At 64.7% G+C, this 14,243-nt stretch carries 15 protein-coding genes; 10 read left to right on the forward strand and 5 right to left on the reverse strand.

What is annotated here, in order from left to right; translation table 11 throughout:
- Window positions 1–2: 2 nt before the first annotated feature.
- Entirely contained in the window at window positions 3–1,946 is a 1,944-nt protein-coding gene (locus tag ACY34H_RS00850) for an AMP-binding protein (protein WP_464975587.1), read from the reverse strand.
- Between the two features lie 270 nt (window positions 1,947–2,216).
- Between ACY34H_RS00850 and ACY34H_RS00855 the strand changes: the two genes are divergently transcribed.
- The 8 genes from ACY34H_RS00855 (at window position 2,217) to ACY34H_RS00890 (ending at window position 8,805) form a co-directional block, all read left to right on the forward strand.
- Window positions 2,217–2,834 (forward strand): Crp/Fnr family transcriptional regulator, encoded by a 618-nt coding sequence (locus tag ACY34H_RS00855; protein WP_464975776.1) that lies wholly within the window; start codon window positions 2,217–2,219, stop codon window positions 2,832–2,834.
- A gap of 121 nt (window positions 2,835–2,955) precedes the next feature.
- The gene (locus tag ACY34H_RS00860; protein ID WP_464975588.1) at window positions 2,956–3,975 is read left to right on the forward strand and encodes an alpha/beta fold hydrolase; all 1,020 of its coding nucleotides are present in this window, start codon (window positions 2,956–2,958) and stop codon (window positions 3,973–3,975) included.
- 58 nt (window positions 3,976–4,033) lie between these two features.
- Window positions 4,034–5,848: an aminopeptidase P family protein gene (locus tag ACY34H_RS00865; protein WP_464975589.1), complete on the forward strand. Its 1,815-nt coding sequence runs from the start codon at window positions 4,034–4,036 to the stop codon at window positions 5,846–5,848.
- Entirely contained in the window at window positions 5,845–6,108 is a 264-nt protein-coding gene (locus ACY34H_RS00870; protein WP_464975590.1) for a hypothetical protein, read from the forward strand. Before ACY34H_RS00865 ends, ACY34H_RS00870 begins: the two co-directional genes overlap by 4 nt.
- 1 nt (window position 6,109) lies before the next feature.
- Window positions 6,110–6,850 carry an MgtC/SapB family protein gene (locus tag ACY34H_RS00875; RefSeq protein ID WP_464975591.1) on the forward strand — a complete coding sequence of 247 codons (741 nt, stop codon included), beginning with the start codon at window positions 6,110–6,112 and terminating at the stop codon, window positions 6,848–6,850.
- Between the two features lie 37 nt (window positions 6,851–6,887).
- Window positions 6,888–7,472: a DUF924 family protein gene (locus tag ACY34H_RS00880; RefSeq protein WP_464975592.1), complete on the forward strand. Its 585-nt coding sequence runs from the start codon at window positions 6,888–6,890 to the stop codon at window positions 7,470–7,472.
- A complete protein-coding gene (locus ACY34H_RS00885) occupies window positions 7,472–8,293 on the forward strand; it encodes a Rossmann-like and DUF2520 domain-containing protein (RefSeq protein WP_464975593.1) in 822 nt (273 codons plus the stop codon). The genes ACY34H_RS00880 and ACY34H_RS00885 overlap by 1 nt, the downstream gene beginning before the upstream one ends.
- Before the next feature lie 149 nt (window positions 8,294–8,442).
- Complete coding sequence (locus ACY34H_RS00890) at window positions 8,443–8,805, forward strand: hypothetical protein (RefSeq protein WP_464975594.1); 363 nt, start codon at window positions 8,443–8,445, stop codon at window positions 8,803–8,805.
- Between the two features lie 119 nt (window positions 8,806–8,924).
- Here the strand turns inward: ACY34H_RS00890 and ACY34H_RS00895 are convergent, their stop codons facing one another.
- Window positions 8,925–9,497, reverse strand: coding sequence for a molybdopterin-dependent oxidoreductase (locus ACY34H_RS00895; RefSeq protein WP_464975595.1), 573 nt, complete (start codon window positions 9,495–9,497; stop codon window positions 8,925–8,927).
- A gap of 51 nt (window positions 9,498–9,548) precedes the next feature.
- Between ACY34H_RS00895 and ACY34H_RS00900 the strand changes: the two genes are divergently transcribed.
- Window positions 9,549–10,145, forward strand: coding sequence for an alpha-ketoglutarate-dependent dioxygenase AlkB family protein (locus ACY34H_RS00900; protein ID WP_464975596.1), 597 nt, complete (start codon window positions 9,549–9,551; stop codon window positions 10,143–10,145).
- A 223-nt stretch (window positions 10,146–10,368) separates the two neighbouring features.
- On the forward strand, window positions 10,369–10,956 hold the full coding sequence (locus tag ACY34H_RS00905; protein ID WP_464975597.1) for an outer membrane beta-barrel protein: 588 nt from the start codon (window positions 10,369–10,371) through the stop codon (window positions 10,954–10,956).
- 138 nt (window positions 10,957–11,094) lie between these two features.
- Here the strand turns inward: ACY34H_RS00905 and ettA are convergent, their stop codons facing one another.
- The 3 genes from ettA to ACY34H_RS00920 form a co-directional block, all read right to left on the reverse strand.
- On the reverse strand, window positions 11,095–12,762 hold the full coding sequence (gene ettA / locus ACY34H_RS00910; RefSeq protein WP_131148337.1) for an energy-dependent translational throttle protein EttA: 1,668 nt from the start codon (window positions 12,760–12,762) through the stop codon (window positions 11,095–11,097).
- Between the two features lie 86 nt (window positions 12,763–12,848).
- Window positions 12,849–13,754 (reverse strand): EamA family transporter RarD, encoded by a 906-nt coding sequence (rarD, locus tag ACY34H_RS00915; protein WP_464975598.1) that lies wholly within the window; start codon window positions 13,752–13,754, stop codon window positions 12,849–12,851.
- Entirely contained in the window at window positions 13,751–14,185 is a 435-nt protein-coding gene (locus ACY34H_RS00920) for a GNAT family N-acetyltransferase (RefSeq protein WP_464975599.1), read from the reverse strand. Before ACY34H_RS00920 ends, rarD begins: the two co-directional genes overlap by 4 nt.
- Window positions 14,186–14,243: the final 58 nt, after the last annotated feature.

The following is a 14,243-nucleotide window of genomic DNA, read 5'->3' on the forward strand; positions in this document are numbered from 1 at the left end:
CATCACGCCGCACGCCGCACGGGCGTCAACACGCGGCTGTCGGCAATGCGCAGGTCGGCCGCCACGATGCCGCTGCGGCCATCCTCGAACTTCACCTGCGTTTCGATGTATTGCGTGGCCCGGCCGGCATACAGCGCCTCGACCAGCACGCGGTATTTCTCGGCGACGAACTTGCGGCGCACCTTGCGGGTACGGGTCAGTTCATCGTCGTCCGGGTCGAGTTCCTTGTGCAGCACGAGGAAGCGGTGGATCTGCGTGGCGCTCATCGCCGCATCGGCCGCCAGGTCGGCGTTGACCTTTTCCACGCAGTCGGCCATCAGCGCATACACCTGTGGATGGGCGGCCAGTTCCGTGTAGCCGGAGTACGCGATATTGCGCCGCTCGGCCCAGTTGCCCACCGCTTCCATGTCGATGTTCAGGAAGGCGCACACGGTATCGTGCCCGCTGCCGAAGGCCACGGCCTCCTTGATGAAGGGGAAGAACTTCAGCTTGTTCTCGATGTAGTTCGGGGCGAAGATCGCGCCGCCGTTCAGGCGCCCCACGTCCGCCGCGCGGTCGATGATCTTCAGGTGGCCGTCGGCGTCGAAGATGCCGGCATCGCCCGTGTGGAACCAGCCTTGCGGATCGATCGCTTCGCTGGTCGCATCCGGCCGCTTGTAGTAGCCGCTCATCAGTGTGGGCGACTTCACCAGCACTTCGCCGTTGTCGGCCAGCTTCACGTCCACGCCGGGCGCCGCCATGCCGACGCTGTCGAACTTGATCTGGCCGTCCGGCTGCAGGCAGATGTAGGCGCACGTCTCCGTGGAGCCGTAGAACTGTTTCAGGTTGATGCCGATCGAGCGGTAGAAGCGGAACAGGTCGGGACCGATCGCGGCGCCGGCCGTATAGGCGACCCGCACCCTGGACAAGCCCAGAACGTTCTTCAGCGGCCCGTACACGAGCAGGTCGCCGAGCGCGTAGCGCAGCCGGTCCGCCGCCGGGACCGGGCGGCCGTCGAGGATGTCGGCGCCCACGCGCCGTGCCACGGCCATGAAATGGTCGAACATCCGGCGCTTCAGCGCACCGGCATCCTCCATGCGGATCATCACCTGCGTCAGCATGCCTTCGAAGATGCGCGGCGGCGCGAAGTAATAGCTGGGACCGATCTCGCGCAGGTCGATCGTCACCGTTTCCGACGATTCCGGGCAGTTCACGGTGAAGCCTGCCACCAGTGCCTGGGCAAACGAAAACAGGCAGTCGCCGACCCACGCCATGGGCAGGTAGGACAACACGTTCTCTTCATCCGTCAGCCGTTCGAAGCCGGTACCGCCGGTGCCTGCGGCGATCAGTGCCGCATGGGCCTGGCAAACGCCTTTCGGCTTGCCGGTGGTGCCGGAGGTGTACAGGATGACCGCGTTATCCGTTCCGCGCCCCGCCTGCACCGCGGTGTCGAAAAAATCGGGATTGGCCCGGTCCCACGCGCGCCCGGCTTCCTGCAGCCGGGCGTAGGAGACCAGTTCGCCCTGGCGGTAATGGCGCATGCCGCGCTCGTCGTCGTAGGCGATATGCGCGATGCCGGGATAGTCGGATTTCAGCTCCAGCAGCTTGTCGACCTGTTCCTGGTCTTCCACGATCGCGTAGCGGATCTCGGCGTTCTCCAGCACATAGGCCATGTCCGCCGCAGGCGCGTCCTGGTACAGCGGCACGGCCACGCCGCCCAGGCATTGCGCGGCCAGCATCGCCCAGTACAGGCGGGGCCGGTTGTCGCCGATGATGGCCAGGTGCATGCCGCGCGTGAAACCCAGCGCGGCGAGGCCGCAGGCCAGTGCGCGCACTTCATCATTCGCCTGGGCCCACGTCCATGCCTGCCAGATGCCCAGGTGTTTTTCGCGGTAGGCGTACTTGTGCGGCCGGGTTCGCCCATGTTCGATCAGCAGGCGGGGGAAGGTCTCCGGTATTGCGTCCATCAGTGTCTCCCATTCTGATTCGGGGTTCGAGACGCGCTTTTTATGCAATGATATTAACTGCGATGCCTGCCCGCGGTTGTCGTTTCAAAGACAATTGCCCGGACTTTCGATGGTGCAATGCAGCAAGGGGACAGCGTGACCGACAAGGTGAACAACAGCGTGGCCAACAGCGTGGCCAACAGCGTGGATGACGGCGTGGATGACAAGGCCCCCAGCCTGAAAGAAGCATTGCGCAGCGCGCTGTGGGCCCAGGCGCTGACCGCCGGGCAGATGGCGCGCGTGGAAGCCACCACGTTCGAGGTATTCGTGCCGAAAGGCGGCTTCGTCTGCCGCAAGGGAGAGGTCGTCGACAACTGGGTCGGCATCATTTCCGGCATGGTCAAGATGAACAATTTCTCGCCGTCGGGCAAGAGCGTCACATTTACCGGCGTGCCGCCTGGCGGCTGGTTCGGCGAAGGTTCGCTGTTGAAAGACGAACACCGCAAATACGATGCGATGGCGCTGCGCGACAGCCGCATCGCCCGGATGCCGGCTGCCACCTTCCACTGGCTGCTGGAAACCAGTTTGCCGTTCACGCGCTTCCTGCTGATGCAGTTGAACGAACGGCTGGGCCAGTTCATCGGCATGGTCGAGCACGAGCGGCTGCTCGACCCCGATACCCGCGTGGCCCGCTGCCTGGCCTCGCTGTTCAATACCCACCTGTATCCCGGCAGCCAGCGGCTGGTGCAGATCTCGCAGGAAGAGGTCGGGCTGCTGTCCGGCGCATCGCGCCAGCGCGCCAACCAGGCCTTGCAGATGCTGGAGCGGGAAGGCTTGCTGCGCGTGGATTACGGCGGCATCCGCATCCTCGATCTGGATGGGTTGCGAAAGTTCGACGCCCACGCCTGAGTGTCGCCGCGGTATTGCCGAGCCGTGTTGTAAACGATTCGCCTTCTGTGTTAGTGCCTTAACAAATGGCAGCTCCCTCCTGCTTTAGCCTGTCTCGGACACGGAAAACCAGGAGCTTTTCATGTTACAGCTAAGCAGGAAACAAACCGCGTGGGCGGCATTGGCGGCAGGTGCGCTGGCCGCTTCCTATATGGTGGTGCGCAGCAAGACGAAACAGGCCGAGGCGGAGCATCCGCCAGCCGGCCAGTTCGTCACTGTCGACGGGGTGAAGCTGCATTACCTGCAGCGGGGCGCGGGCCCGGTCGTCGTGCTGTTGCACGGCAATGGCGCGACGTCGCTGGACTTCGAACTGTCCGGCCTGGTCGACATGCTCGCGCGCGATCACACGGTGATCGCCTTCGACCGGCCCGGCTTCGGCTACAGCGACCGGCCGCGCAGCACGGTATGGACGCCGGCCGAGCAGGGGGCCTTGCTGGCCAGGGCGCTGAAGGAATTGCATGTCGACCAGGCCATCGTGCTGGGTCATTCATGGGGCACGCTGGTGGCGCTGGCGATGGCGGTGGACCATCCCGGCCTCGTCAACGGCCTCGTGCTGATGGGCGGCTATTACTACCCGAGCCCGCGCGCCGATGCGGTGCTGATGTCCGGCCCGGCGATCCCGGTGGTGGGCGATGTGATGCGCTTCACGGTCTCGCCGCTGATATCGCGCCTGTTGTGGCCGGGGCTCGTCAAGAAAATGTTCAGCCCGCGGCCAGTGGCCGACAGTTTCCAGCGCTGGCCCAAGTGGCTGTCGCTGCGGCCTTCGCAACTGCGCGCGGCCAGCGCGGAAACCGTGCTGATGATTCCCGGCGCCGCCAGCCTGCGCCACCGCTATCCCGAGGTCACGATGCCGGTCACGATCTTCTCCGGCGATGGCGACAAGATGGTCAACCACGAGCACAATGCCGAGCGCCTGCACCGCGAACTGCTGCAAAGCCAGCTGCACACGGTGCAGGATGCCGGCCACATGCTGCATTACGTGGCGCAGGACGAGATCGTGCGCGCCGTGCGCGATATCGCCGAAGGGCGCCCGCGCATGGATTTCCAGCAGACCACGCATCACCTCGAGGGGGACAACGGCCAGCCGAGGGTGCTGCACTGATGAGCGGCTGCGCGGTATCATTCGGTCACGTGTACTTCCTCATGTGCCACTGATACCCATGTCTACCACCGCAGCTTCCATCATCGCCGACCGCCTGGCCGCATTGCGCCGGGCCATGCACCACCATGGCGTCGACGCCGTGATCGTGCCGTCGTCCGACCCGCACCTGTCCGAGTACGTGCCGCCCCGCTGGAAAGGCCGCGAATGGCTGTCCGGCTTCACGGGATCGGTCGGCACGTTCATCGCCACGCAGGACTTCGCCGGCGTGTGGACGGACGGCCGTTACTGGACGCAGGCCGAAACGGAACTGGCCGGCACCGGCATCGCGCTGATGAAGATCGCCTCCGGCGCCAGCACGGAATACGTGAGCTGGCTGGCTGCCACGATGACGGCCGGGCAGACCGTTGCCGTCGATGGCGCCGTGCTGGGCCTGGCCATTGCCCGGCTGCTGCAGGGGGCGCTCGATGCGAAAGGCGTCACGCTGCGCGCGGATGCCGACCTGCTCGACGACGTCTGGAACGACCGGCCCGGTTTGCCGCACGATCCCGTGTACGAGCATGTGGCGCCCTATGCCGCCACGCCGCGCACCGAAAAACTGGCCGCGCTGCACGCCGCGATGCGCGAGCAGGGCGCCGACCGCCACCTGGTCTCCACGCTGGACGATATCGCGTACCTGTTCAACCTGCGCGGATCGGATGTGAACTTCAACCCGGTCTTCGTTTCGCACGCGCTGGTCGGGCTGGACCACGCCACGCTGTTCGTGGACGATGGCAAGGTGAAACCGTCGCTGGCGGCGAAGCTCGCGGCCGACGGCGTCACCGTCGCCTCGTATGAACGCGTCGCCGCGGCGCTGGCCGAACTGCCGCCCGGCACCGTGCTGCTGCTCGATCCACGCCGCATCACGCACGGCACGCGGCAGGCGGTGCCCGGCCATGTCAAGGTGGTGGAAGCGATCAATCCGACCACGTTCGCCAAGTCGCGCAAGACCGAGGCCGAAGGCGTGCACGTGCGCGCCACGATGGAGCAGGACGGTGCCGCGCTGTGCGAATTCTTTGCCTGGCTGGAGGGGGCGCTGGCACGGCGCCGCGAGGAGCCGCTGGACGAGGTCGACATCGACCGCCACATCACCGCCGCCCGCGCGCGCCGGCCGGGCTTTGTCAGCCCCAGCTTCGGCACCATCGCCGGCTTCCAGGCCAACGGCGCGATCATGCATTACCGCGCCACCGAAGAGCATTGCGCCGTCATCGACGGCGATGGCCTGCTGCTGATCGATTCCGGCGGCCAGTACATCGGCGGCACCACCGACATCACGCGCGTGGTGCCGGTCGGCGACATCACGGCCGAACACCGGCGCGACTTCACGCTGGTGCTGAAGGGGATGATGGCGCTGTCCGCCACCCGTTTCCCGCGCGGCACCAAGGCGCCGCTGCTCGACGCGATCGCCCGTGCGCCGATCTGGGCGGCCGGCATCGACTTCGGCCACGGCACCGGCCATGGCGTGGGCTTCTTCCTCAATGTGCACGAAGGGCCGCATGCGATCACGCCTTCGCTGATGCCGGAAGCGCATACGGCGATGGAACCGGGCATGATCACGTCGATCGAGCCGGGCATCTACCGGCCCGGCAAGTGGGGCATCCGCATCGAGAACCTGGTGTTGAACCGGGCCGACGGCACGACGCAATTCGGCGAGTTCCTGCGCTTCGAGACGCTGACCCTGTGCCCCATCGACACGCGCTGCATCGAGCGCGCACTGCTGCGCGATGACGAGATCGCGTGGCTGAACGATTACCATGCCACCGTGCGCGAGCGCCTGGCCCCGCTGGTGGACGGCGCCGCGCTGGCGTGGCTCAACGAAAGGACCCAACCATTATGAGCAGCCGTTCCACCAGGGCGTCGAACGCGATCGACCGGCTCAAGCAGCGCAGCGGCAACCCGGGCTGGTCGATGTCGATCACCGGCAGCGGCCATTTCTTCCTCACCGAAGGGCCGGGCAAGCCACCGCTGTGCCCGCCGATGGAGCTCGACGATTTCGTTGCGTTCGTCAATGCGCAGGGGCCGCAGGTGGCGAAGCGCATCAGCAAGAACGATGTTGAATTCGAAAAGCAGCTGACGAAGAAGCCGCCGAAAGCCTGACATGACGCGTGACCTGCTGGGTGCCTACTGGACATCCGCCGAGCTGGTGACGAATGGCGTCATCTTCCTCAACCTGCTGGGCGCACTGCTGCTCGGCATGCTGGTCGGTTACGAGCGCTCGTATCACGGCCGCGCCGCCGGCATGCGCACGTATGGACTGGTGTGCATGGCATCGGCCGCGCTGACCGTGATCGGCGGCTATCCGGAGCACTGGTTCGGCGGCCAGATGACGGCGCTGGTGGGCACCGATCCCACGCGCGTGATCCAGGGCATCGTCACCGGCATCGGCTTCCTCGGCGCCGGGGTGATCATGCGTGAGGGGTTCAACATCAGCGGGCTGACGACGGCGGCATCGATCTGGGCCTCCGCGGTGATCGGCATCCTCGTCGGCGTGGGTTTCTATGCCGCGGCGATGGGGCTGGCGCTGCTGTCTGCCATGGTGATGATCTACCTGTCGAAGATCGAAGCCTGGCTGCCGTCGCGCCACGCGATCGCCATCACGTTGCGCTTCAAGCCGGGCTACGAGCCTCAGGAAGAACGGCTGCGCGCCATGGCAAGCGAGCGCGGCTACGAAATCGCCGGCGGCTCGCTGATGATCGCCCTGCAAGGTGGCAAGATGGAATGGCGCTTCGTCGCCCTGGCCCACAGCAAGCATAGCGGCGCCCCGCTGGGCAAGCTGGCCGACGAGATGGCGCATTACGAGGGCGTGGAAGAATTCCAGATCACGCACGCCCGCAACTGACGTTGCCAGTTCAAGAAATACGCATTGAGGAGAATTTATGCTCGTCACATCGCAAGACGTACTGGATTTCTGGTTCCTGCCGATCGGCGTGAAGGGCCATAACACGCAGCGGCCGGAATGGTTCCGCAAGGACGACGCGTTCGATCGCCAGGTCTTCGCCGAATTCGGCGATGCCGTCGAGGATGCGCTGGCGGGCGGCTTGCGCCAGTGGGACGACGAAGGCACGCAAGGCGCGCTGGCGCGCATCCTGGTGCTGGACCAGTTCACGCGCAACATCTACCGCGGCACGCCGAAGGCGTTTGCCGGCGACACGCTGGCGCTGGAAGCGGCACTGGCGATCGACAATTCCGGCGCCAACCAGACGCTGCCGCCAGTCCAGCGCGCGTTTGCGTACATGCCGTTCGAGCATGCCGAAAGCCTGTCGATGCAGGACCGTTCGGTGATCCTGTTCGACAAGCTGGCGGCGTCCAACGCGGGCTTTGAAAGCATGCTCGACTATGCGAAACGCCACCGCGACGTGATCCGCAAGTTTGGCCGCTTCCCGCACCGCAACGCGATCCTGGGCCGCACGTCGACGCCGGAGGAAGCGGAATTCCTGCAAACGCCGGGGTCCGGGTTCTGATGCGCACGCTGGCCATCGTCGGCGCCGGACACGTCGGCCGCGCGCTGGGGCGCCTGTGGCACGCTGCCGGCGTGTTCGACATCGCCGGCGTGCTGGCCCGTTCACCGGCCTCGGCGCAGCGGGGCGTGGATTTCATCGGTGCCGGCACCGCTGCGGCGGAGATGGCCGCGTTGCCCGTGGCCGACGTGTACCTGCTGGCGGTGACGGACGACCAGATCGTGCCCGCCTGCGCGGCGCTCGCGGCCAGCCGCGCCTTGCATGGCGCGATCATGTTCCACTGCAGCGGCGCGCTGGCTTCCGGCACGCTCGAGGCGGCGCGGCAGGGAGGCGCGCTGCTCGCCAGCGTGCATCCGGTGCGCAGTTTCGCCGATCCCGCGGCCGTGGTGGCGGCTTTTGCCGGTACGTTTTGCGGTATCGAAGGCGATGCCGCGGCACTGGACGTGCTGGCGCCGGCGCTGGAAGCGATCGGCGCCCGGCCCGTGGCGATCGACCCGGCGGCCAAGACCGTCTACCATGCGGCGGCAGTGTTCGCCAGCAACTACCTTGTCACCGTACTCGATGCGGCGCTGCGTGCTTACGAGGCGGCTGGCATTCCCGCCGACGTGGCACGGGAACTGGCGCATCCGCTGGCGCAGGAATCGCTGTCGAACGTGTTCCGGATGGGCTCCGCCCAGGCCTTGTCCGGCCCGATTGCACGGGGCGATTACGCGACCGTGCAGCGGCAGCAGGCCGCGGTATCGGCATGGGATGCCGATACCGGCACCCTGTATGGCGCCCTCGTGCCGCCAACCGCGGCATTGGCCAGCCGCAAGCGCCAGTAACCGGCAGGCAATCTTGTCCGGTTGACGTCAAAGCGTTGCGCTGGAGCAAAAAAAGTCACGCGATCATCGACAAACTTGGTGCAAAGCAATAAGCTAGGTCCTCTCTTCTCACTTCTACCGACCGGCGCCGCGCCGGACAGGGGATCGTTATGCTATTTCTGAAGTCCACGACCGTCACCAAGGCGCCCGGCATCTACGAAGTCGACATCGCTGCAAAACCGCCCGGCAAGACCTATGGCGTTTATCTGGCAACCGACCCGGACAATCCACCGACCGCCGTGCTCGAGGCACTGGCCAGCGCCGGCTTCCTCCAGACCCACAGCTCCGCCTACACCCACAAGGACCGCGGCAAGGTGCTCGACCTGCACTTCCAGAAAGACGGCACGGACCTGTTCAAGGGCTGGAAAGTGGAAGAGTGCGAAGCCAATATGGCGCAGATCGGCAAGATCTTCGGCGACGTGGGCATCGCCTTCACGCCGCGCGTGATGTCGCTGGCCGAAGCGTACGCGTAAGGCAGAGAAAAAAAATCAGGGACGGACCGGATCGCCAGACCGGCCACTTTTCAGGAAATTTCCTAGAAAACAGGGTCCGTCCCTAATTTTGGTCCCTATTTTTGCGGCTTGTTAAAACCTCAGGAAATGTCGATGTGATACAAGGCCCACGGGCACGAGCCGAAGCGCTCGGCCACAGGCCTTGCCGCCATGTCCGGAACCCGGTCCGCGTCGTACACCGCCCATAGCGGGCCCAGGCCGCCGAGCGCCATCGGCGCGCCGTCCAGGTGCGTTGCCACGATGAACCGCTGCTTGCGTGCCTGCGCGCCGGTGACCGAGGCTGCGTAGCCGTCGACGGCGCGCAGCGTGATGCGGGTGCTGTCCCCGATGGCGACGCCGGCTGCCTTCAGCACATCGGCCATCAGCGGGCCGGACAGTGTATGCACCTTGCCGTCGTACTCCAGCGTGGGCCGGATCGTCAGTGCCGGCAGCGCGGCCAGCGCGGCGAAGTCGAAGGTCCACGCCTTGTCGAACGACAGCTTTTGCTTGAACATCATCTGGTCCGCCACCGGGTCGAACCTGGCGCGGTTGGCTTGCGGGATCGCGCCCGTCACCGTCAGCAGCGTCGGGCCGCGCTGCGTGTTCTTTGCTGCGGCCAATGCCGGCGCCGCGCCGGTCGATGCCAGCGCAGCCAGGAAGGTACGTTTCTCCATCAGGATTCCCTCGTTGTTATTGTCGTGTGAAGCGTCCGCTATCATAGCGTGATGGACCTGTTTTCAGCCGATGCCACCCTGCAGCCGATCCCGATCGACGACGGCGAACTGGCGTTCCTCCCGCAACTCCCGTTATCAATGCCGAACGCCGCGGTACTTCGCGGCCTGCTCTACGATATCGCCTGGCGCGAGGAGACCATTTTCCTGTTCGGCAAGGCGCAGAAGCAGCCGCGCCTGTCGGCTTGGTATGGCGAGGCCAGCTATACCTATTCCGGTCGGACCTTCCACCCGTTGCCGTTCACGCCGCTGCTGCTGGACATCAGGCGCGCCGTGGAGGAGGCGACCGGCAAGCAGTTCAACAGCGTGCTGCTGAACTGCTACCGCAACGAGCGCGACAGCATGGGCTTCCACAGCGACGACGAACCGGAACTGGGCCCGGAGCCGGCAATCGCGTCGGTCAGCTTCGGCGCCACGCGCACCTTCATCCTGAAGCATCGGAAGCTGCCGAAAACCGTGAAGCTCGACCTGACGGATGGCAGCTTGCTGCTGATGGCCAGCACCTTGCAGAAGTACTGGCGGCACGGCATCAACAAGGAAACCAGGCCGCGCGGCGTCCGCGTCAATTTGACTTTTCGCCTGATTCAGTAAATCGTTTCCAGGACTACACTTTATTAGGGTTTCTTAAGGAAGCGCCGTCAGTTTGGGCATGTTCGCCCGCTTTCAATAGCCATTACATCTGCTAACAATTATTACGGAAATGGACCTTTTATAAATATAGTCCGGTGTTATCTTGGTCTCGTCGCGGTTCCACTGATACGAACAGCGATCCCGCAGCACTGTAAAAACAATCATTTTTGCTGAGAGATCAATCATGAAAAAAACACTTCTTGCCCTCGTTGCTTCCGCTGCCGCCTTTGGCGCCGTTTCCGCCCATGCCGCTGAAGGCCAGCCCTATGTGGGCATCGGCGGCGTGGTTTCCGAACACCGCTACGACAACCTGGCTGGCGACATCGGCTCGGGCGACCATACCAAGCACGAATGGGGCGGCAAGTTCTTTGCCGGTTACCAGATCAATCCGATGTGGGCTGTCGAAGCCGGCTATACGGACTTCGGCAAGTCAAACTACGCTTACTCGCAGGCTGGCCTGAACGGCCGCGCCCAGGCTGATTCCAAGTCCTACTACGTGGCCGGCAAGGCCAGCTACCCGGTGGCGGAAAAAGTCAATGTGTTCGGCAAGCTCGGCGTCGCGCACAATAAGAACGACGTGACCGTTTCCGGCCTGGCTGGCAACTACAGTGGCGAAAGCAGCCGCAATACCGCCTACGCGGCGCTGGGGGCCGAGTATGCCGTGAACGAGAAGGTCGGCCTGTCGCTGGAATATGAGCACTACGGCAAGAACGAAGTCGATATCGGCCGCAGCAAGGGCGCCGTGTCGCTGAACGCGCGCTACAGCTTCTAAGCGGGCGCGCAGTACCGGTCGAGGCCGGGCGCGACAGCGGGAGCGGTCGGTCCAATGTCCCTGTGCCCGCCTCCCCAGCAGTTTCTTTGTGAGAGAAGAAAAAAACGGACTCCGAGGAGTCCGTTTTTATTTTGCGCCTCAGTTCGTGAGAGGCTTGTAGCGGATACGCTTCGGCTTGGCGCCTTCCTCGCCGAGGCGTTTCTTCTTGTCCGCCTCGTATTCCTGGTAGTTACCGTCGAAGAACGTGACCTGCGAATTGCCTTCGAACGCCAGGATGTGGGTGGCGATACGGTCCAGGAACCAGCGATCGTGCGAGATCACCATCACGGAACCGGCGAATTCGAGCAGCGCATCTTCCAGCGCGCGCAGGGTTTCCACGTCCAGGTCGTTCGACGGTTCATCCAGCAGCAGCACGTTGCCGCCCTTGAGCAGCGTCTTGGCCAGGTGCAGGCGGCCGCGTTCGCCACCGGACAGGTTGCCGACGATCTTTTGCTGGTCGCCGCCCTTGAAGTTGAAGCGGCCCAGGTAGGCACGCGACGGCATCTCGAAGCGGCCCACGCTCAGCATGTCGGCGCCGCCGGAGACATCTTCGAACACGGTCTTGTTGTTGGCCAGCTCGTCGCGGTTCTGGTCGACCAGCGAGACCTTCGCGGTCTTGCCGATGACCACTTCGCCGCTGTCCGGCGTATCGATGCCGGCGATCATCTTGAACAGCGTGGATTTACCGGCACCGTTCGGGCCGATGATGCCGACGATCGCGCCCGGCGGGACGATGAACGACAGGTTGTCGATCAGCAGTCGATCGCCGAACGCTTTGGACACGTTCTTGAATTCGATGACATCGTTGCCCAGGCGCTCGGCGACGGGGATGAAGATCTCCTGCGTCTCGTTGCGTTTCTGGTATTCGTATTCGGACAGTTCGTTGAAGCGGGCCAGGCGGGCCTTGGACTTGGCCTGGCGCGCCTTCGGATTCTGGCGCGACCATTCCAGTTCCGTCTTCAGCGCCTTCTGGCGTGCCGATTCGGTGGATTCTTCCTGCTGCAGGCGGGCCTGTTTCTGGTCCAGCCACGAGCTGTAGTTGCCTTTCCACGGAATGCCGTGGCCGCGGTCCAGTTCCAGGATCCATTCGGCGGCGTTGTCGAGGAAGTAGCGATCGTGGGTGATGCCGACCACGGTGCCGGGGAAGCGCAGCAGGAACTGCTCGAGCCATTCGACGGATTCGGCATCCAGGTGGTTGGTCGGTTCGTCGAGCAGCAGCATGTCGGGCTTCGACAGCAGCAGCTTGCACAGCGCCACGCGGCGCTTTTCACCACCCGACAGCACGCCGATTTTCGCATCCCATGGCGGCAGGCGCAGCGCATCGGCGGCCATTTCCAGCTGCAGGTTCAGGTTGCCGCCATCGGCGGCGGCCAGGATCGATTCCAGGCGCTGCTGCTCGGCGGCCAGCGCGTCGAAGTCGGCGTCTTCCTCGGCATAGGCGGCGTAGACGGCGTCCAGCTTGGCTTGCGCCTCGAACGCTTCGCCCAGGCCCGATTCCACTTCCTGGCGCACGGTTTTTTCCGGATCGAGCTGCGGTTCCTGCGGCAGGTAGCCGATCGACAGGCCCGGCATCGGGCGCGCTTCGCCCTGGATGTCGGTATCGATACCGGCCATAATTTTCAGCAAGGTCGACTTACCGGAGCCGTTCAGGCCCAGCACGCCGATCTTCGCGCCCGGGAAGAACGAGAGCGAAATGTCTTTCAGGATCTGGCGCTTGGGCGGGACGATTTTGCCCACGCGGTTCATGGTATAGACGTAATTTGCCATTGAGAAATTCTCGAATTGAGTGTTGTGACTATAAGAAGGTCAACAAGGATACGCCAAACGGTGCGCGAGGGCCAGTAACCCGCCAGTCAGGCCGCCGTGCGGCGCGCCGTGATGAACCCTTCCGCGACATACAGCGCCAGCGCGCTCCAGATCACGATGAAGCCGGCCAGCCGCGCTTTCGAGAACGTCTCGTGGAATACCAGCAGTCCGAGGATCATCTGCATCGTCGGTGCGATGTACTGCAGCATGCCGAGCACGGACAGCGGGATCTTGCGCGCGCCGGCGGCGAACAGCAGCAGCGGGATCGCGGTGATCGGGCCGGCCGCCACCAGCAGCGCGCGCGTCCAGTCGCTGGGCGTGTTGACGAAGGTATTGGCGCCATGGACCGTCAGCCAGAGCACGTAGCCCCCGGCCAGCGGGAACAGCAGCAGCGTTTCGAACGACAGCCCTTCCAGCGCCGCCAGCGCGGCGGTCTTGCGCAGCAGGCCATAGGCACCGAACGTGGCTGCCAGCGCCAGGGCGATCCACGGCAGGGCGCCGGCCTGCCAGGTGAGCCAGGCCACGCCGGTGGCGGCCACGCCGATCGCCAGCCACTGGCCGCCGCGCAGCCGCTCCTTCAGCACGAACAGCCCGAGCAGCACATTGACCAGCGGCGTGATGAAGTAACCCAGGCTGGCGTCGAGCACATGGCCGTTGTTCACGGCCCAGATGTAGATGAACCAGTTGGCCGACAGCAGCAGCGCGCTGGCCGTGAAGGTGGCCACGATCTTCGGCTGCCGCAGCACCGCCGGCAGCCATTTCCATTGCCGGCGCAGCGTCAGCACAATGCACAGGAACAGCAGCGACCAGACCATGCGGTGCGCCAGGATCTCCACCGGTGGCACCTCGCCGATCGCATGGAAATACAGCGGGAACAGCCCCCACAGCAGGAACGCGGTGGTGGCGTTCAGCACGCCGCGGGCCCCTTCCTCGCCGTGTCCCTCCTTCGTCATGGCAGTTCCAGGTGCAGGATCGGGTACGGATGGCCGAACGGATCGCGTTCCGAGCGGCCCGCCTGGCGGAAACCCATGCGCGCGTAAAAGCCGGCGGCCTGGCCGTTCTGCTCGTTGACGTCCACCTTCGTGGCGCCCAGCGTGCCGATCGCGAACTCCGTCAGCAGGCGGCCGGCGCCGGTACCGCGCCGGTCCGGATGCACGAACAGCATCTCGATGTTGCCACCGGCCACACCCATGAATGCAAAAGGCGCGCCGGCAGCGTCGCGCAGGCAGTACAGTGGCGTGAACGTGCCCAGCAGGTCGCGTACCAGCGGCACCAGTGCGGCAATGGCTTCCTCGGACAGGAAATCATGGGTGGCGCGTACCGAGGCTTCCCATACCTCGAAGAGGCGAGGGGCATCGGCGGCCGTGGCTTTTTCAATCGTCATTTGTCATCCTTGCATGGAGCGCGACCTTAACACAACGGTGCAGCATGCGCTGGCTGCC

Source organism: Pseudoduganella sp. jia 9, from assembly GCF_055502615.1.